Origin of the sequence: Phenylobacterium sp. (assembly GCF_025351295.1) — a bacterium.
Classification (GTDB): domain Bacteria; phylum Pseudomonadota; class Alphaproteobacteria; order Caulobacterales; family Caulobacteraceae; genus Phenylobacterium.
Genome location: NZ_JANXWD010000048.1, coordinates 1 through 17,054, shown reverse-complemented (window position 1 = coordinate 17,054; position 17,054 = coordinate 1). Strand labels below are relative to the sequence as shown.

19 protein-coding genes and 1 other RNA gene are annotated in these 17,054 nt (G+C 71.2%); 7 read left to right on the top strand and 13 right to left on the bottom strand.

The window, feature by feature from the left end:
• Positions 1-25: 25 nt before the first annotated feature.
• Positions 26-445 carry an HIT domain-containing protein gene (locus tag Q0R13_RS07505; RefSeq protein ID WP_293901785.1) on the bottom strand — a complete coding sequence of 140 codons (420 nt, stop codon included), beginning with the start codon at positions 443-445 and terminating at the stop codon, positions 26-28.
• A gap of 79 nt (positions 446-524) precedes the next feature.
• Here Q0R13_RS07505 and Q0R13_RS07500 point away from each other — a divergent pair, with 79 nt between their 5' ends.
• The gene (locus Q0R13_RS07500; protein ID WP_293901783.1) at positions 525-1,508 is read left to right on the top strand and encodes a malate dehydrogenase; all 984 of its coding nucleotides are present in this window, start codon (positions 525-527) and stop codon (positions 1,506-1,508) included.
• A 108-nt stretch (positions 1,509-1,616) separates the two neighbouring features.
• Complete coding sequence (locus Q0R13_RS07495) at positions 1,617-1,820, top strand: hypothetical protein (protein WP_293901780.1); 204 nt, start codon at positions 1,617-1,619, stop codon at positions 1,818-1,820.
• Between the two features lie 17 nt (positions 1,821-1,837).
• On the opposite strand, the gene Q0R13_RS07490 is transcribed toward Q0R13_RS07495, so the two are convergent.
• Positions 1,838-2,422, bottom strand: a complete 585-nt coding sequence (locus tag Q0R13_RS07490; protein ID WP_293901777.1) for a septation protein IspZ — start codon at positions 2,420-2,422, stop codon at positions 1,838-1,840.
• Entirely contained in the window at positions 2,419-3,363 is a 945-nt protein-coding gene (gene ftsY, locus Q0R13_RS07485) for a signal recognition particle-docking protein FtsY (RefSeq protein ID WP_293901774.1), read from the bottom strand. The genes Q0R13_RS07490 and ftsY overlap by 4 nt, the downstream gene beginning before the upstream one ends.
• A gap of 61 nt (positions 3,364-3,424) precedes the next feature.
• On the opposite strand from ftsY, the gene Q0R13_RS07480 reads away from it, so the two are divergent.
• Positions 3,425-4,045, top strand: coding sequence for a trimeric intracellular cation channel family protein (locus Q0R13_RS07480; protein ID WP_293901771.1), 621 nt, complete (start codon positions 3,425-3,427; stop codon positions 4,043-4,045).
• A gap of 26 nt (positions 4,046-4,071) precedes the next feature.
• Here Q0R13_RS07480 and mtaB read toward each other — a convergent pair whose 3' ends face one another.
• The 5 genes from mtaB to Q0R13_RS07455 form a co-directional block, all read right to left on the bottom strand.
• Entirely contained in the window at positions 4,072-5,322 is a 1,251-nt protein-coding gene (gene mtaB / locus Q0R13_RS07475) for a tRNA (N(6)-L-threonylcarbamoyladenosine(37)-C(2))-methylthiotransferase MtaB (RefSeq protein WP_366852586.1), read from the bottom strand.
• Between the two features lie 31 nt (positions 5,323-5,353).
• The gene (gene lepB / locus Q0R13_RS07470; protein WP_293901768.1) at positions 5,354-6,262 is read right to left on the bottom strand and encodes a signal peptidase I; all 909 of its coding nucleotides are present in this window, start codon (positions 6,260-6,262) and stop codon (positions 5,354-5,356) included.
• Complete coding sequence (gene dapF, locus Q0R13_RS07465) at positions 6,259-7,080, bottom strand: diaminopimelate epimerase (RefSeq protein ID WP_293901765.1); 822 nt, start codon at positions 7,078-7,080, stop codon at positions 6,259-6,261. Before dapF ends, lepB begins: the two co-directional genes overlap by 4 nt.
• A gap of 265 nt (positions 7,081-7,345) precedes the next feature.
• A complete protein-coding gene (locus tag Q0R13_RS07460; protein ID WP_293901762.1) occupies positions 7,346-7,927 on the bottom strand; it encodes a PadR family transcriptional regulator in 582 nt (193 codons plus the stop codon).
• A gap of 109 nt (positions 7,928-8,036) precedes the next feature.
• Positions 8,037-8,390 (bottom strand): phage holin family protein, encoded by a 354-nt coding sequence (locus Q0R13_RS07455; RefSeq protein WP_293901759.1) that lies wholly within the window; start codon positions 8,388-8,390, stop codon positions 8,037-8,039.
• 227 nt (positions 8,391-8,617) lie between these two features.
• On the opposite strand from Q0R13_RS07455, the gene Q0R13_RS07450 reads away from it, so the two are divergent.
• Positions 8,618-10,321 carry an ATP-binding protein gene (locus tag Q0R13_RS07450; protein ID WP_293901756.1) on the top strand — a complete coding sequence of 568 codons (1,704 nt, stop codon included), beginning with the start codon at positions 8,618-8,620 and terminating at the stop codon, positions 10,319-10,321.
• Positions 10,322-10,373: 52 nt separating this feature from the next.
• Here Q0R13_RS07450 and Q0R13_RS07445 read toward each other — a convergent pair whose 3' ends face one another.
• From Q0R13_RS07445 to ssrS, 3 genes are all read right to left on the bottom strand, one after another.
• Positions 10,374-11,210 (bottom strand): TIGR00282 family metallophosphoesterase, encoded by an 837-nt coding sequence (locus tag Q0R13_RS07445; RefSeq protein ID WP_293901753.1) that lies wholly within the window; start codon positions 11,208-11,210, stop codon positions 10,374-10,376.
• Positions 11,211-11,219: 9 nt separating this feature from the next.
• Entirely contained in the window at positions 11,220-11,768 is a 549-nt protein-coding gene (locus Q0R13_RS07440; RefSeq protein ID WP_293901750.1) for a 5-formyltetrahydrofolate cyclo-ligase, read from the bottom strand.
• A gap of 25 nt (positions 11,769-11,793) precedes the next feature.
• Positions 11,794-11,954, bottom strand: a non-coding RNA gene (gene ssrS, locus Q0R13_RS07435) — 6S RNA.
• Positions 11,955-12,009: 55 nt separating this feature from the next.
• Here ssrS and Q0R13_RS07430 point away from each other — a divergent pair.
• A complete protein-coding gene (locus tag Q0R13_RS07430) occupies positions 12,010-13,146 on the top strand; it encodes a serine hydrolase domain-containing protein (RefSeq protein ID WP_293901747.1) in 1,137 nt (378 codons plus the stop codon).
• A 70-nt stretch (positions 13,147-13,216) separates the two neighbouring features.
• Complete coding sequence (locus tag Q0R13_RS07425) at positions 13,217-14,251, top strand: fatty acid desaturase (protein ID WP_293901744.1); 1,035 nt, start codon at positions 13,217-13,219, stop codon at positions 14,249-14,251.
• Here Q0R13_RS07425 and zapA read toward each other — a convergent pair.
• Both zapA and Q0R13_RS07415 read right to left on the bottom strand, forming a co-directional pair.
• The gene (zapA, locus tag Q0R13_RS07420; protein ID WP_293901741.1) at positions 14,248-14,580 is read right to left on the bottom strand and encodes a cell division protein ZapA; all 333 of its coding nucleotides are present in this window, start codon (positions 14,578-14,580) and stop codon (positions 14,248-14,250) included. The genes Q0R13_RS07425 and zapA overlap by 4 nt on opposite strands.
• Positions 14,581-14,584: 4 nt before the next feature.
• Entirely contained in the window at positions 14,585-14,854 is a 270-nt protein-coding gene (locus Q0R13_RS07415) for a DUF4164 family protein (protein ID WP_293901738.1), read from the bottom strand.
• 138 nt (positions 14,855-14,992) lie between these two features.
• Here Q0R13_RS07415 and tkt point away from each other — a divergent pair, with 138 nt between their 5' ends.
• A complete protein-coding gene (gene tkt, locus Q0R13_RS07410) occupies positions 14,993-16,960 on the top strand; it encodes a transketolase (RefSeq protein ID WP_293901735.1) in 1,968 nt (655 codons plus the stop codon).
• The last annotated feature ends 94 nt before the right edge of the window (positions 16,961-17,054 follow it).

Sequence of the window (17,054 nt, the reverse complement as noted above, 5' to 3'; positions counted from 1 at the left end):
TCCGCCACCCACCCTCAAGCTGAATTTAGAGAGCGAGCGCCACGCGAGCCGCTGCGATCGCCGCCGCGAGTGCGCCCGCCTCATATCCCTCGGCCGTCCCCAATCCCCACACCGGCCCTGGCCAGGCCTCATCGTCGGCGCGGCGGCCGACCACGTGGATGTGGAGCTGCGGCGTCAGGTTGCCGAGCTGACCGACGTTCAGCGTCTCGACCGGACGCCCCAGCGCCTGGCCCACGGCGCGGACCGCCCGGCCCGCCGCGACCACCTCGTCCATCACGACCAACCGGTCGCCCGCCGCCAGGTCTTCCAGCTCGCGCGCGCCGTCGACCCGCGGCACAAGCACGATCCAGGCGTAGCGCGCGTCGGCCTGCAGCCGCGCATGGCACAGCGCCAGGTCGCCGAGCGCGACGGAAGTGGCGGGAAAGGCCGGATTCAGCTCGAACATCGTCCTGCGCGCCTGCGGCATTGCAGCGCTGGCGTCAACGGGCTACGCACCCAGCGACAGGCAAGTCAGGAGCAGGAACATGGCCAAGAAGCCCATTCGCGTAGCGGTCACCGGCGCGGCCGGGAATATTGGTTACGCCCTGCTGTTCCGGATCGCGTCCGGCCAGATGTTCGGCCTCGACCAGCCGCTGATCCTGCAACTGCTGGAAATCCCCGTCGAAGGTCCGCAGAAGGCGCTGAAGGGCGTGGCCATGGAGATCGACGACTGCGCCTTCCCGCTGGTGCAGGGCATGGTGCTGACCGGCGACGCCAACATCGCCTTCAAAGATGCAAACTGGTGCCTGCTGGTGGGCTCCAAGCCCCGCGGCCCCGGCATGGAGCGCGCCGACCTGCTGAAGGACAACGGCAAGATCTTCATCGCCCAGGGCAAGGCCATCGACGCCGTGGCCGCCGACGACGCCCGCGTCGCGGTGGTCGGCAACCCCTGCAACACCAACGTGATGATCGCCGCCAGCCAGGCCAAGCGCCTGAGCCCGGACCGCTTCACCGCCATGGTCCGCCTGGACGAGAACCGCGGCCGCGCCCAGCTGGCGCAGAAGGCCGGCGTGGCGGTGACCGACGTCACCGACCTGTTCATCTACGGCAACCACAGCCCGACCATGTTCGCCGACTTCACCCACGCCAAGATCGGCGGCAAGCCGGCGGCCGAGGTGATCGGCGACCAGGCCTGGTTGGAGACCGACTACCTGCCGGCGGTCGGCAAGCGCGGCGCGGCGATCATCGACGCGCGCGGCGCAAGCTCGGCGGCCTCGGCGGCCGGCGCCCTGGTGGACCACGTCCGCGACCTGGTGACCCCCGGCGCCATCCACTCCGTCGCCATCGCCTCGGGCGGCCGCTACGGCTTCGCCGACGGCGTCTGGGCCGGGATGCCGGTGAAGACCACCGCCACCGGCTATGACGTGATCGCCGACTACGAGATGGACGACTTCGCCAAGTCGAAGATCAAGCTCACCAACGACGAGCTGATCGGCGAGCGCGACACCGTCAAGGACATGCTCGGGTAGAGCTCGCCACGCGGGTTCCAAGGCTAAGCCGCGAGATTAACAAGATTTTAGACGGGAACGCCTGCGGCCCCGAGGGGTTGTGTCGTGCGAACGAGTACGCGTGCAGACATGACCGGACGAAACGACAAGATCTATCAGGAGGCCGCCGCCCTGTGGCGCCAGCTTCACAGCGAGCCGCCGCCGGACGGCGCGGACGGGGCGATGGTGCTCGACCTGATCCTGGGACGGCTGCCGCCGACCGGGTACGACCGCCTGACGACGCCGCATCTGCGGCCGTCCAACATCGCCTTCCCGCAGCACCCGCGGACCTGACGGCGCCGCGCGCGGCCCTACTCGCTGGGCGGCGGCGGCGGGACCTCGTCGACGGTCAGGTATTTCATCAGCAGCGGCGTCTGGGTGAGGCCGAACGCGAAGGTCACGATCCGCAGGCCGATGGTGTCGAACGCCACCCACGTCGCCTCGCTCTGGGTCTGCCAGACGATCAGGTTCAGCCCCGCGATGGCCAGGTAGAACAGCCCGAACCGCTTGGCCAGGATGCGCCAGACCTCGTCCGGCAGGGTCAGGGTCTCGCCCAACACCGCCTTGATCGGGCTCTTGCCGATCGCCAGGCCGATCAGCAGGATGGCGCCGATGATGCCGTTCATCACGGTCGGGCGGACCTTGAAGATCCAGGCCTCGTGGAAGATCAGGGTCAGCGCCGCGAAAACGCCCCCCATCACCCCCACGAACAGCGGCAGGGCCGCGATCCGCCGCTCGACGATCAGCCCGATCAGCACCGCGATCAGCGAGGCGGCCACCGTGGCCAGCGAGGCCTTCATGAAATCCCGGCCGCCCAGGAAATAGACCAGGGCGAACACCGTGGGCGCCGAGAAGTCGACGAGATAACGGAGCCACTTGCGCTGCTGCGGGGTCATCGGACCGGCTCCTGAAGGCCCACCAGGGAGCGGGCGAAGGCCCGGGCGTTGAACGGCTGCAGGTCATCGACCCCCTCGCCGACCCCGATCAGCTTGATCGGACTGTCCGAGGCCTGGGCCACCGGCACCAGCACCCCGCCGCGCGCGGTGCCGTCCAGCTTGGTCATGACGATCCCGGTCACCCCGATCTGGTTGCCGAAGATGTTCTCCTGGGCGAGCGCGTTGCGCCCCACCGTGGCGTCCAGCACCAGCAGGGTCTCGTGCGGCGCGTCGGGATCGAGCTTCTTCAGCACCCGGATGATCTTGTGCAGCTCGTCCATCAGCCCCTGCTTGTTCTGCAGCCGGCCGGCGGTGTCGATCAGGACCACGTCATAGCCCTGGTCCTTCGCCTGCTGCACTGCGTCGAACGCCAGCCCCGCGGCATCCGATCCCGTGGGGCGGCCGATGAAGTCGGCGTTGGCGCGCTCGGCCCACACCTTCAGCTGCTCCACCGCCGCCGCGCGGAAGGTGTCGCCGGCCACCACCAGCACCTTGGCGCCGCGGCGGGTCAGGTCGGTGGCGATCTTGCCCAGGGTGGTGGTCTTGCCTGAGCCGTTCACCCCGATGAACAGCACGATGTAGGGCCGGGGGCCGGACAGGGCGTCGAAAGTCCCCTCCCGCGACGACAGTTCCTCGCCGATCGCCACGCCCAGCGCCTCGCGGATCTCCGCCTCGTCGACGTCCTTGCCGAACTTCTCGGCGGCAAAGCGTTCGGTGATGCGGGCGGCGGAGTGCGGGCCGAGGTCGGCCTCGATCAGCATCTCCTCCAGCTCGTCCAGCTTGGCCTGGTCGAGCGGCTCCTTGGCGACGAACACCTGGGCGATCTGGTCGCCCATCTGTTTCGAGGACTTGGTGAGCCCCTCGGTAAGTCGCGCGAACCAGCCGCGTTTGGGTTCTGACATGGGCGCGCGTTCTAGCCGCCTCCTTGCGCGCCGTCACCTGGGACCGCAGTAAGGGCGTTGAATGGCCGCGCTCGCCTCGACTCTGACCGTGCTGGACTACGCCGCCGTGGCGGTGTTCGGCGCGTCCGGCGCGCTGGCGGCGGCGCGGCGACATCATGACATCATCACCTTCGGCTTCTTCGCCGCGGTCACCGGGGTCGGCGGCGGGACCCTGCGCGACCTGCTGATCGGCGCGCCGGTGTTCTGGGTGGCGCGGCCGGACTACATCGCCGTCTGCCTGGTCGGAGCCCTGGCGATCTGGGTGTTCGGCTGGGGCCAGGGGCGCGAGCGGCTGCTGCTCTGGCTCGATGCCGTCGGCATGGCGGCCTATGCGGTGGTGGGGGCGCTGAAGGCGGTCTCCCTGGGCGTGCCGCCGCTGTCGGCCGTGATCATGGGCGTGCTCACCGCCACCTTCGGTGGGGTGATCCGCGACGTGCTGGCCCACGAGCCCTCGGTGCTGCTGCGGCGCGAGCTCTATGTGACCCCCGCCCTGGCCGGCGCCGCGGTGTTCGTCGGCCTGGACGCCATGGACGTGTCGACGATCGTGGCCGGCGCGATGGGCTTCGTGACCGCCTTCACGATCCGCGCCGGCGCGCTCCTGTTCGGCTGGCGGATGCCCGGCTTCCCGGGCCGGGCGACGTAACCCCCACGGGTGTCATCCCGTGGGGATCAGAGGGTGGCGGCCAGCAGGCGTTTCCCGTCGTGGCCGGTGACCCGCAGCTCGGCCACGCCGCCCACCGTCGCCTCGCCGGTGAAGGCGATCTCGGTGAAGTCCTCGGCCCGCGCGACACCCGGGCGTTCGACCAGGCCCTGCAGTACCCGCCCGGCCTGGCGGTCCAGGTGCCGCGTCAGGGCGGCCTCGCCGGCCGCCCGCAGTCGCGCGGCGCGCGCCTTGACCACGTCGCCCCTGACCGCCGGCATCCGCGCGGCCGGCGTCCCGGGGCGGGGGCTGTAGGGGAAGACGTGCAGGAAGGCCAGGTCCGCCTCCTCCACCAGCCGCAGGGTGTTCTCGAACATCGCCTCGGTCTCGGTGGGGAAGCCGGCGATGAAGTCGGCGCCGAACGCGGTGTCCGGCCGCGCGGCGCGGACCTCGGCCACCAGCGTCAGGGCGTCGGCGCGGCTGTGCCGGCGCTTCATGCGCTTCAGGATCATGTCGTCGCCGGCCTGCAGCGACAGGTGCAGATAGGGCATCAGCCGCGGTTCCTGGGCCAGGCAGCGCAGCAGGTCGGCGTCGATCTCGGCGGCGTCGATGGACGAGAGCCGCAGGCGCGACAGCTCGGGAACCAGCTTCAGGATCCGCGCCACCAGCTGGCCCAGGGTCGGCTGGCCCGGCAGGTCGGCGCCCCAGCTGGTCACGTCGACCCCGGTCAGGACGATCTCCCGATAGCCTTGGGCGGTCAGCCGGCGCACCTGTTCCACCACCTCCCCCGCCGCCGCCGAGCGCGAGTTGCCGCGTCCGTAGGGGATGATGCAGAAGGTGCAGCGGTGGTCGCAGCCGTTCTGGACCTCCACATAGGCCCGCGCCCGATCCTTCAGCCCGTCCACCAGATGCCCGGCGGTCTCGCGCACGCTCATGATGTCGTTGACGCGCACGCGCAGGGGCTCTGCGGTGGGAAGATAGGCGCCGGGCGCGCTCTTCTCGGCATTGCCCAGCACCAGGTCCACCTCGGCCATGGCGGCGAAGGCCTGCGGGTCGATCTGGGCCGCGCAGCCGGTGACGATCAGCGTCGCGCCCGGTCGCGCGCGGCGCGCCTTGCGGATCGCCTGGCGGGCCTGGCGCACGGCCTCGCCGGTCACCGCGCAGGTGTTGAACACCACCGCGTCGGTCAGGCCGTCCTCAGCCGCCCGCGCGCGGATGACCTCGCTCTCGTAGGCGTTCAGCCGGCAGCCGAACGTGACCACCTCGACGTCGCCGGGCAGGCCGGGAGTGGGGCCGGGGCCACGGGCGGGATCAGGGTTGCTTGCCGACACGGCTCTTGTCCTCGCTGGCGACGATGCGCAGCGCGATGCCGCAGACGTCGCGCTCCGCCACCGGGCCATGGATCCGGGAATCCGCGGCATTGTCGCGGCTGTCGCCCAGGATGAACCAGGCGCCTGCGGGAACCCGCAGCGCCGCCCGGTCGTCGAGCTCGCCGTTCGGCCCGAAGTCCAGGGTCTGGTAGCGGGCGCCGTCGGGCAGGGTCTCCTCGATCACCGCCGCCGGCCGGGGCAGGAAGTCGACCACCTGGCGGCTGACGACGCGGTGGGGCGCGGCGTGGCCATCCAGCAGCAGCCGCCCGCCCTGCAGCGCCACGGTCTGGCCCGGCCCCGCCACCACCCGGAGCATCTCGCGGCCGGAACGGCCGGGGCGGCGATAGAGGGCCACGTCGCCGGGGCGCGGCTGGACGCCGCCGCACAGCGCCCGCGCGCCCCTGACCGCGACGATGTCCCCCTGACGCAGGCTGGGGGCCATGGCGTCCGACCCATAGCTGTAGAAGGCGTGGGGCCAGTAGGCGCGGAACAGCAGCATGGCGCCGGCCACCGCCACGCCGGCGCCGAGGTAGCCGGCCGCGTCGACCAGCTGTGGGACGGACCGGGGCCGGCGGCCCACCGCCAGCCAGGCGGCGTGGACCGAGGTGATCACCGCCAGGCAGAGGATGGCGACGACGATGCCGGGCAGGCCCAGGGCGTACATCCCGGGCGGATAGGCGACGGTCCATTCGGTCAGCCCGGCCGCGCCGAACAGCACCACGGCGGCGAACCCCGCCACCGTCCACCAGGCGCCGACATAGGCATAGCCGGCCGGCGGGAAGACCAGGTTCATGAGCAGGGCCAGCCACCAGAGCCGCTCGCGGGGGATCGCCGCCGCGGCGTCTGTCACGGCAACTCGCCCATGAAGTCGACCGCCGCCGGGCCGGTCATGATCACGTGGTCGTCGGCGTTCCAGTCGATGAACAGCTCGCCGCTGTCCAGCTCCAGCGTGGCGTGGCGGCCGGTCAGGTCGCGCCGCGCCGCCGCCACCAGGGCCGCGCAGGCGCCGGTGCCGCAGGCCCGGGTCATGCCCGCCCCGCGTTCCCAGACCCGCAGGCGGATGCGGTCGCGGCCCTTGATCTGGGCGAAGCCGACATTGACCCGCTGCGGGAACAGCGGATGGCGCTCGACCGCCGGCCCGATCCGGGCGATCGGCACGGACTCGACGTCGGGCACGAAGAACACCACGTGCGGATTGCCCATGGAGACGCAGCCCGCTGGGGCCATCAGGTCGGCGTGGTCGTAGAGCGAGACCTCCAGGGCCACCGTGTCGTGCGGCGCGGCGAGAGGGATTTCCGACCAGTCGAGGCCGGGCTTGCCCATGTCGACACTGACCAGCCGCTCGCCGGCCCGGCTGGCGACCAGGCGCCCCGCCTGGGTCTCGATCACCGCCCGGTCCTGGCCCGAGGCCTGCATCAGCAGCCAGCCGACGCAGCGGGTCCCGTTACCGCAGGCGCCCACCTCCTCGCCGTCCGCATTCCAGAACCGCGCGCGGGCGTCGGCCCCCTCGGCCGCCTCCAGGACGATCAGCTGGTCGCAGCCGATCCCGGTCGCCCGGTCGGCGATGGCGCGCACCTGCTCGGCGCTCGGCGCGAACGGCGCGCTGCGGGTCTCGACCACGACGAAGTCGTTGCCGAGCCCGTTCATCTTCAGGAACGGACGGCTCATGAGGGCCGCATATAGGCGAGAACCGCCCGTTGCGCACGACGGGAGATGGGGCTTCGCTGAGCCAGGCGATGATGGGGGGCCATACGATAAAAAGGGTGTCATCCCGGTTTCGCGGAACGCGAAGACCGGGACCCATCAGCGCCAGATCGTGGGGAGGACCGACGGCGCCGCCGCGCTTTCGATGGCGCATTCGGCGAGGATGGGTCCCGGTCTCCGGCTTGCGCCAGAACCGGAATGACACAGAGAGGTTCTGGGCGCCCCTGGTTCAGCTCCGCTCGATCGCCGAGGCGGTGTCGTCGATCATGCCGACGATGCGGTCGAGGTCCTCAGGCGTGACCGGCCGCGACATGCGGTTCTTCAGCGCCAGGCCCAGGTTCATCATCGCGCGGCCGATGCGCGGGCGGCCGGGGCCGGCGTGGCGCGCGGCGTCCTCCATCCGGGCGAACACCGCCTCGACGCCGGTGCGGTTCTTGTCCAGCTCGGCCTTGCCCTCGGGCGTCAGCTCGAACAACTTGCGGCCGGTCTCGCCGCCCGCCTGGCGGATCAGGCCTTCGTCCTCCAGCAGCGCCAGGGTCGGATAGACCACCCCGGGCGAGGGCCGATAGGCGCCGCCGGTGCGTTCCTCCAGCTCCTTCATCAGTTCGTAGCCGTGGCGCGGCTGCTCCTCGAGCAGGGCCAGGATGATGAACCGCAGGTCGCCGTGCTCCAGGAACCGGCCGTAGCGGCGGCCCCGGCCCTCATGGCGGCCTTCGTGATGGTCCTCGCGGCCCTCGGCGTGGCGGCCCATGTGGCCGCCCCAGGCGTGCCGGGCGCGCCGGAAGCCGTGTTCAAAGAAGTGTCTGTGCATTGGTTTTAGACTCCATTTAGATATGTCTAAAACTTTGATACATCGATATCGGATTCGAAGGCAATCGATTTTTCGACTGTATCTAAATCGGGTCGATACGCGGGTGGCGTCAGCGGCGGTCGTCGCGCAGCGCCAGGCCGCCGATCCAGCTGGCGACGCCCGTGACGATGGCGGCCAGGATGCCGGCCAGCAGGCCGTGGACACTGAAGCCGCGCAGCAGCCACGCCACCAGCCCGATCATCGCGGCGTTCACCACCAGCAGGAACAGCCCCAGGGTGACGATCGTCAGCGGCAGGGTCAGGACGAACACCACCGGCCGCACGAAGGCGTTGACCAGGCCCAGCAGCACCGCGGCGATCACCAGCGTGACGTTGTTGTTGAAGTAGATGCCGGGCACGATCTTCGCGGCCACCCACAGGCCCAGCGCGGCGAACACCGCGCGGATGACGAATTTGGCGAACATCTGCGGCTCCTGGATCCCGCCGGCAACCTAGAGCGCGTCAGGCAAAAGGGGACCCCGGTTTCGCCGCCAGCGTCCGCGGCAGGGCGAAAATTCCGCTAACCTGTTTCACCAAACAAGGGTCGATTCACCTTTGGGGGTCTAAGAGTTGCGGCGAGCTGTCGCAACGAGCACGTGGATGGCTTCGCACGAGGGGGTGCGCGGACTTGATTTCGAGAGCCCGGAGCCTGTTGGACGGACGGTTGGACGCGGTGGCCGCCACCTCGTTCGACACCGTCGTCGCACGCCTGGCCATCGCCCTGGTCTGCGGTCCGCTGCTGGCCATCAACCTGGGCCTCGCGGTCGGTGGTCTGTGGATCCTGGCCTATCTGGTCGCCGAGACCTGGAGCTGGATGGCCTGCCGCCCGGCGATGGGCGGCCGGCGGCTCACCCGCCGCCAGCGGCTGAACTACCTGGTCTCCCTGGCCACGTCCGGCGCCGTCTGGACCGCAAGCGGGGTGCTCTACTGGCAGGCCGGGACCGAGCCGCTGCGACTGGCCGCCTTCGCGGTCCTGGCCGGGGTGCTGGTGCACGCCCAATGCTTCTGCTTCCGCGCGCCGCTGGCGCTGGCCGTCCTGGCCGTGCAGCCGGCCGCCACCCTGTTGATCCTGGCCCTGGGCCGCGGCGGCTATTCCGGCGTGCCGCTGATCACCGTCGGCGTCATGCTCGCCCTGCTGCTGACCTATGTGGCCGCGAGCGCGCAGGCGAACCTCAAGAGCGCCACGGCCCTGGAGGACGCCCAGAAGACCGCAGAGGCCGCCAACGAGGCCAAGTCCGCCTTCCTGGCCATGACCAGCCACGAGCTGCGCACGCCGCTGAACGGCGTGCTGGGCATGGCGCGCGCGCTCCGGCGCACCGACCTCGACGCCCTGCAGCAGGGCTATGTGGACACCATCATGCGCTCCGGCGACGGCCTGCTGGCCATCCTCAACGACGTGCTGGACCTGTCCAAGATCGAAGCCGGCCGCATGGATCTGGAGGTCGCCGCCTTCGACCTGCGCCAGCTCGGCGCTCAGGCGGTGCACCTCTGGAGCGAACAGGCCAGCGTCAAGGGCCTGGAGCTGGTCTGCGAGGCCGACCCCGACCTGCCTGCCCGGGTGCTCGGCGACGAGATGCGGGTGCGCCAGGTGGTGCTGAACCTGATCTCCAACGCACTGAAGTTCACCGACCGCGGCGCGGTGCGCCTGGTGCTGAGCGCCGAGCCGGCCGCGCACGGCGATGGCGGGGTGGCGATCTCGATCATCGACACCGGCATGGGCATGACCCCCGAGCAGCTGGTGGGACTGTTCCGCCCGTTCGCCCAGGCCGAGGCCTCGACCGCCCGCCAGTACGGCGGCACCGGCCTGGGCCTGGCCATCAGCCGCAAGCTGGTCGCCCGGATGGGCGGCGAGATCCGGGTCGAGAGCGCGGCCGGCCGCGGCTCGACGTTCCGTGTCTGGCTGCCGCTGCCGCCAGCCGAGGCCGCATCGAGCTCCGAGGCCGACACCGCGGTCCTGCCGCCGGTGCGGATCCTGGTGGCCGACGACAACCCGATCAACCGGGCGGTCGCCCGCGCCCTGCTGGAGGCGACCGGGGCCACCGTCGAGATGGCTTGTGACGGGGTCGAGACCCTGGAGCGCCTGCGGATCGAGGCCTTCGACGTCGTGCTGATGGACGTGCACATGCCGAACATGGACGGGATCGAGGCCGTTGGCCGCATCCGCGCCGGTCAGGCCGGCCGGCCGGACATCCCGATCGTCGCTCTCACCGCCGACGCCACGCCCGGCGAGGACGCCCGCCTCAAGGCGCTCGGCTTCGACGCCCTGGAGCACAAGCCCGTCCAGCCCGGCGCCCTGGTCGCCGCCATCGCCGAGGTGCTGGGGCGACGCCAGCACGCCGACGAAGCGGCGGCGTGATCTCCTCTCCCTACCCTCTCCCTCTCTCGCTGCGCTCGGGGGAGAGGAGGCGCTAAACCGTCGCGGTTTCCACACTTGGGATGGTCTGGGTCAGCCGGCCGCCGACCCGGATGGGCTCGACGCGCCGCGCCAGGCCAGTCGCCGGGTCGGTCTCCACATAGACCCCGCAGACCGTGGCCGGGCCCTCGGCGGGCTTGTAGCGGCCGCCGGGGATGCGGGTGGTGAAGCGCCGCAGCGGCTCTTCCTTCTGGTTGCCGATCACGCTGTCGTAGTCGGCGCAGGCCCCGGCGTCGGTCTGGTAGGCGGTGCCGCCGGGCAGGATCTGGCAGTCGGCCGTGGGGACGTGGGTATGGGTGCCCACCACCAGGCTGGCGCGGGCGTCGCAGAAGTGGCCCATGGCCATCTTCTCGGACGTCGCCTCGGCATGCATGTCGACCACGATGGCGTCTGCCACGGCGCCGAGCGGACAGGCCTCCAGCTCCTTGTCGACCGCCGCGAACGGGTCGTCGAGCGCATCCATGTGCACCCGGCCCAGCAGGTTGATCACCAGGATCTGCTTGCCGGCCTGGGTGGTGAACAGCTGGGAGCCGCGGCCCGGGGCGGCGGAGAAGGCGGAGTAGTTCAGCGGGCGGATCAGCCGGGGCTCGCGGACGATGTAGGTCATTGCCTCCTTCTGGTCCCAGGAGTGGTTGCCCAGGGTCAGGCAGTCGGCCCCGGCCTCGAACAGCTCGCGCGCCGTGCTTTCGGTGATCCCGAAGCCGGCGGCGGCGTTCTCGGCGTTGACGATGACGAATTCCAGGTCGAGCACGCGGCGCAGGCCCGGCAGGTGTTCGGCCAGCCCCTCACGACCCGACCGCCCGACCACGTCTCCGAAAAAAGCGAACCTCATCGGGTTCCTCTAGCGGACCGGGACATAGGCCGTCTCTGTCAGAATGGCGTCCAGCCGCTGGTCGTGCGGCGCCATCGGAATGTCGTCGACCTCCTGGCCGGCGTAGGCCAGGCCGATCACAAGCACGGCCTTGCGCGCCCGCAGGTCGGCGATGGTCCGGTCGTAGTGGCCGCCGCCCTGCCCCAGCCGCCCGCCGCGCCGGTCGAAGGCCAGCAGGGGCGCGAAGACGATATCCGGCCAGACCTGCGGCGCGGCGGCCGTCGGCGCCGGGATGCCCAGGGCGTCCGGCGTCAGGGGATCGTTGGGCCCGTGCAGTCGGAACACCAGCGGCGCGTCCGGCGACACCACCACCGGCAGGGCGCGCCGGCCGGTCTTGAGGCGAATCGGGGTGGGGTCGAGTTCGGAGCCGACCGGGTGGTAGAGGCCGTAGACCTCGATGTCCGGCCAGCCGTTGGCGGGCAGGTTCGCCGCGGCCCGTTCGGCGGCATCGGGCGCCTCGACGGCCAGCCGGCGCCGGCGCGTGCGCATCTCGGCGCGGAGGGCGGCCTTGGGGTCCACGCCTCCCTTTAGCGGAAGACGGGTGGCGGCGCCGCGAGGACCGTGAAGGACTGTTTCATTCCCTCGACCTGTTAGTGACAGGTGGGCGCCGTGTGTCCGGGACCACGATCCCGGTCAGGGACAGCTCCCTAGAGGTGAATTAAGGTCGCTGGAATATGTCGCCTTCGACGAGGGCCGCAGCAGACCCGCCATCCCTAAGGTAGGGCGGCGCGGGTCCAGTCTCAAGCGCTATGGAGGGATCATGGCGTCGCAGCAGCTTCAGGCCATCCTGGACAAGGCCGTGGCCGAGGGGATTGCGCCCGGCCTGACCGCCGCGGTCGCCTGGCCCGACGGGACCGCCAGCCATCTGGCGGCCGGCGCGCGCGGCCTGGCGGACCCCACGCCGATGGACCCCGGCGCGCTCTTCTGGATCGCCTCGTGCACCAAGGCGATCACCTCGGCCGCGGCGCTGCAGCTGGTCGAGCGCGGGATGCTCGACCTGGACGAGCCGGTCGGGACCCGGCTCCCGGCGCTGGCGTCGCCCCAGGTGCTCGACGGCTTCGGGGCCGACGGCGCGCCCCGCCTGCGGCCGGCGCGCCAGCCGGTCACCCTGCGCACGCTGCTGACCCACACCTCGGGCCTGGCCTACGACTTCTTCCACGGCGATCTCGCGCGCTACTTCGCCGCGACCGGCGAGAGCCTGGGGGGGACCCTCACGACCGCGCCGCGGCTGGTCTTCGATCCGGGCGAGGACTGGCAGTACGGCGTCGGCATCGACGCGGCCGGCTGGCTGATCGAGGCGGCCAGCGGCCAGAGCCTGCCCGAATACTTCGCCGACCATATCCTTGGGCCGCTCGGCATGGCCGACACCGGCTTCGAGCCCGACGCGGCGCGATCGGCGCGGCTGGTGGGCATGCACGCCCGGGGGGCGGACGGCGCCCTGGCCACGGCGGGGCGGTTTCCGACCCCGCCGGCGCTTTACGGCGGCGGCGGCCTCTTCTCGACTGCGGGTGACTACCTGACGTTCCTGCGGGCCGTGCTGGCGGCCGATGGCGGTGGCGTGTTTGGCCCCCAGGCCCTGGAGATGCTGCGTGCGAGCGAGACCCGGGTCGGCTCGGCCGGCGATCTCACCACCTCCGCGCCGCCGCTCAGCTACGACTTCCGGCCGATGCCCGGAACGCCCAAGACCCACACGCTCGGCTTCCTGCGCAACGAGGCCGACCTTGCGGGCGGCCGCCGCGCCGGCAGCCTGGCGTGGGGCGGCCTGGCCAACTGCTACTATTGGGCCGATCCGGCGAGCGGCGTGGCGGGCGTCCTGTTCGCCCAGTTCCTGCCCTTCGCCGACCCGGCCATGCTGGGCGTTTTCGGGGCGTTCGAGCAGGCGGTCTACGCCGACTGAGGCCGGGCGCCTTTCGCCCGCGACATTCAAACCCTAAGTCTGCGGCTCACGATCAGGGTATGAAGACCGCGTGAGCGTCGCCGCCGAAACCGAACTCAGTCTCGCCCGCCAGGCCAACGAACTGGCCCGCGACCTGGCGCGCGCCAATCCACGCGTCTACTGGGCGGACCTGCTGGTGACGGCGGCGGTGACCTGGCTCAGCCTGTTCGTCGCCACCGCCAGCCCCTCGGCCGGCTGGGCGGTGCTGGCCGGCGTGGTCTGCGTGCTGTCGCTTTATCGCGGCATCAGCTTCATCCATGAGCTGACCCACCTGCGGCGCGACGACGTGCCGGGCTTCCACTTCGCCTGGAACGTACTGATCGGCGTGCCCTTCCTGACGCCGTCGCTGCTGTATGAGGGCGTCCACATCCTGCACCACGCCAAGGACCGCTACGGCACCGCGCGCGACCCGGAGTACCATCCGCTGGCGCGCCGCCCGCCGCACGAGCTGGCGGCGTTCCTGGGTATCGCCCTGCTGGCGCCGGCGGGGGTGGTGTTGCGCTTCGCGGTGCTGGCCCCGCTCAGCTTCCTGTTCCCGCCGCTGCGCCGCCTCGTGATCGCCAAGACCTCGGGGATGGTGATCAACCTCGGCTTCTCCCGAGAGGATTTCCAGCGCGCCCGCAGCACGCCGTGGCTGGCCCAGGAAGTGGGCGCCTGGCTGTGGAGCTGGGCGGTGATCGCCTTGACGATCCAGGGGGTCATCCCGGTCCGCGCCCTGGTCATCGCCGCGGTGATCTTCGGCCTGATGACCTTCCTGAACCAGCTGCGCACCGCCGTCGCCCACGCCTGGGAGAACGACGGCGAGCCGATGGCAGTGCTGGACCAGTTCCTCGACACGGTGAACGTGCCGCCGCCGGCCATGCTGCCGTTCCTCTGGGCGCCGGTGGGCCTGCGCTACCACGCCCTGCACCACCTGATGCCGCGCCTGCCCTACCACAACCTGGGAACCGCCCACCGGCGGCTGGTGGAGGCCCTGCCGGCCGACCACGCCTACCGCCAGGTCGAACAACGCGAGCTGTTCCCGGCCCTGGGACGACTGCTGGGCCGGATGCGGATGAAGCGCTAAGCGTCGCTCGCCGCCAGCCGCTCGATCCGCGACGCCGCCGCGTCCAGCGCGCCCACCGCGCGGCCCTCGATCCGCACGCGGTCGGCCTCGAGCCGGGCGACCTCGGCCTGCATCGCGGCCAGCCGGTTCTTGGCGTCGTAGAGTTCGTCGGCCAGCATCAGGGCGCCCATCAGGAACAGGCGGGTGTCGCCCAGCTGGCCCATGTCCTGCGACACCTGGCGCACCTGATGGTCGAACATCTTCGCCAGTTCCTGCAGGTGCGGCTCCTGGCCGTCCTCGCAGCCGACGGCATAGGGCCGGCCGTTCACGTCGACATTGATCTGGGCCATGGGTCTAGGCCTCCTGTCCGTTGAGCGCGGCGCGGATTTCCTGGATGGCGCGGCCCAGGGCGACGGAGGCCTGGGCGCCCGCCTCCTCCAGCTCCCGCTCGCGGGCCCTGGCCTGGTCCAGCTCGGCGGCCAGCTTGGCGCGGTCCTGGTCGAACAGGCCGCCCATCTCGGCGCCGGCGTCGCGCAGCTTCTGGCCCAGCCGCTGCTCCAGCACGTGGATCGCGCTCTCCAGCCGCTTCGCCGCCAGCTCCAGCGCGCTCTCGCCTTGGCTCATCCGCATCCTCCAAAGGCCGTCGGGGGCTCTATAGCCTGCGTCGCGGAGTCTGGGGACATCCCGGGCGGATTTCTTGACCCTTGCGCCCCCGCGTGCGAGGCGGCCCACAATTCCTCGCCAGAAGGGGCTGAACCTCCGATGCCTGCGCCGCTCAAGACCATGGCCGACGCCATCCGCGTGCTCTCGATGGACGCGGTCCACAAGGCCAGGTCCGGCCACCAGGGCATGCCGATGGGCATGGCCGACGTGGCCACCGTGCTGTTCACGAAATTCCTGAAGTACGACGCCGCGCGGCCGGACTGGCATGATCGCGACCGCTTCGTGCTGTCGGCGGGCCACGGCTCGATGCTGCTCTATGCGCTCCTGCACCTGAACGGGGTGGAGGCGGTGACGATGGCGCAGATCAAGGCCTTCCGGCAGCTGGGCTCCAACACCCCGGGCCATCCGGAGTACGGCCACACCCCGGGCGTCGAGACCACCACCGGGCCGCTGGGCCAGGGCCTGGCCACCGCCGTCGGCATGGCGATGGCCGAGCGGCATGTGAACGCCCGCTTCGGCGACGCCCTGGTCGACCACCGCACCTGGGTGGTGGCCGGCGACGGCTGCCTGATGGAGGGCGTCAGCCATGAGGCGATCAGCCTGGCAGGCCGGCTGAAGCTCAGCAAGCTGACGGTGCTGTTCGACGACAACAACACCACCATCGATGGCGTGGCGACGATCTCCGAGACCGGCGATCAGCTGGCGCGTTTCAAGGCGGCCGGCTGGGCGGTCAAGGCGGTGGACGGCCACGACACCGGCAAGATCGCCGCCGCGATGCGCTGGGCCGTGAAGCAGGACCGCCCGACGATGATCGCCTGCAAGACCCTGATCTCCAAAGGCGCCGGCTCGAAGGAAGGCGACCCCCACAGCCACGGCTACACCCTGTTCGACGACCAGATCGCCGAAGCGCGCACCGCCATGGGCTGGACCGCCGAGCCGTTCGTCATCCCCGACGAGGTGCTCAGGCCCTGGCGCGCCGCCGGCCGCCGCGGCGCGCGGGTGCGCAAGGCCTGGGAGGCCGGGCTCGCCGCCTCCAACCAGAAGGCCGATTTCGAACGCGCCATGGCCGGCGACCTGCCGGCGCACGCCTTCGCGGAGATCGACGCCCTGATCGAGACCGCCGCCGCAGACCGGCCGGCGCTCGCCACCCGCCAGCACTCCGGCGCGGCCTTGGACCGACTGGTCCCGGCGATCCCCGAGATGGTCGGCGGCTCGGCGGACCTGACCGGCTCCAACATCACCATCGTCAAGGGCATGCGGGCCTTCGACGCTCCCGGCTACGAGGGCCGCTACGTGCACTATGGCGTGCGCGAGTTCGGCATGGCGGCGGCGATGAACGGCATGGCCCTGCACGGCGGGGTGATCCCCTATTCCGGGACCTTCCTGGTCTTCTCCGACTACAGCCGCCCGGCGATCCGCCTGGGCGCGCTGATGGGCGTGCGGGTGATCCATGTGATGACCCACGACTCGATCGGGGTCGGCGAGGACGGGCCCACCCACCAGCCGGTGGAGCATGTCGCCAGCCTGCGCGCGATCCCCAACCTCAACGTCTTCCGCCCCGCCGACGGGGTGGAGGCCGCCGAGTGCTGGAAACTGGCCCTGGAGAGCCGCGCGACACCGTCGGTGATGGTGCTGTCGCGCCAGAAGGTCCCCGCCGCCCGCACGGTCGCCGGCGAGAGCCTGTCGGCCCGAGGCGCCTACCAGCTGGCCGCCGCCGGCCACCCGGCCCAGGTGACGATCTTCGCCTGCGGGACCGAGGTCTCGCTGGCGCTCGCCGCCCGCGAGCTGCTGGAAACCCAGGGCATCGGCGCCCGCGTGGTCTCCACCCCCTGCTGGGAGCTGTTCGACGCCCAGCCGGCCGACTACCAGGCCCAGGTCATCGGCGAGACCGACGTCCGGGTCGCCGTGGACGTGGGCATCCGCATGGGCTGGGAACGCTTCATCGGCGAGGGCGGCGCCTTCATCGGCATGACCGGCTTCGGCGCCAGCGCCCCCGCCGAGGTGCTCTACAAGCACTTCGGCATCACCGCCGAAGCTGTGGCCGCCGCGGCGAAGGCGAAGCTCTGAAGCCGGACTTATAGAGATACGTCATCCCGCGGCTTGTCCGCGGGACCCATCCCGACCGTCGCGCGAGCGTATCGATGGGTCCCGCGAACAAGCC

What these genes read in the sequence shown, in the direction of transcription:
- Q0R13_RS07415 (WP_293901738.1), bottom strand. Translation starts at nt 14,854, where the DNA reads ATGAGCCAAGGCGAGAGCGCGCTGGAGCTGGCGGCGAAGCGGCTGGAG.
- Q0R13_RS07455 (WP_293901759.1), bottom strand. Translation starts at nt 8,390, where the DNA reads ATGTTCGCCAAATTCGTCATCCGCGCGGTGTTCGCCGCGCTGGGCCTG.
- Q0R13_RS07445 (WP_293901753.1), bottom strand. Translation starts at nt 11,210, where the DNA reads ATGAGGTTCGCTTTTTTCGGAGACGTGGTCGGGCGGTCGGGTCGTGAG.
- Q0R13_RS07505 (WP_293901785.1), bottom strand. Translation starts at nt 445, where the DNA reads ATGTTCGAGCTGAATCCGGCCTTTCCCGCCACTTCCGTCGCGCTCGGC.
- Q0R13_RS07500 (WP_293901783.1), top strand. Translation starts at nt 525, where the DNA reads ATGGCCAAGAAGCCCATTCGCGTAGCGGTCACCGGCGCGGCCGGGAAT.
- Q0R13_RS07480 (WP_293901771.1), top strand. Translation starts at nt 3,425, where the DNA reads ATGGCCGCGCTCGCCTCGACTCTGACCGTGCTGGACTACGCCGCCGTG.
- ftsY (WP_293901774.1), bottom strand. Translation starts at nt 3,363, where the DNA reads ATGTCAGAACCCAAACGCGGCTGGTTCGCGCGACTTACCGAGGGGCTC.
- tkt (WP_293901735.1), top strand. Translation starts at nt 14,993, where the DNA reads ATGCCTGCGCCGCTCAAGACCATGGCCGACGCCATCCGCGTGCTCTCG.
- Q0R13_RS07460 (WP_293901762.1), bottom strand. Translation starts at nt 7,927, where the DNA reads ATGCACAGACACTTCTTTGAACACGGCTTCCGGCGCGCCCGGCACGCC.
- Q0R13_RS07495 (WP_293901780.1), top strand. Translation starts at nt 1,617, where the DNA reads ATGACCGGACGAAACGACAAGATCTATCAGGAGGCCGCCGCCCTGTGG.
- Q0R13_RS07490 (WP_293901777.1), bottom strand. Translation starts at nt 2,422, where the DNA reads ATGACCCCGCAGCAGCGCAAGTGGCTCCGTTATCTCGTCGACTTCTCG.
- Q0R13_RS07430 (WP_293901747.1), top strand. Translation starts at nt 12,010, where the DNA reads ATGGCGTCGCAGCAGCTTCAGGCCATCCTGGACAAGGCCGTGGCCGAG.
- dapF (WP_293901765.1), bottom strand. Translation starts at nt 7,080, where the DNA reads ATGAGCCGTCCGTTCCTGAAGATGAACGGGCTCGGCAACGACTTCGTC.
- zapA (WP_293901741.1), bottom strand. Translation starts at nt 14,580, where the DNA reads ATGGCCCAGATCAATGTCGACGTGAACGGCCGGCCCTATGCCGTCGGC.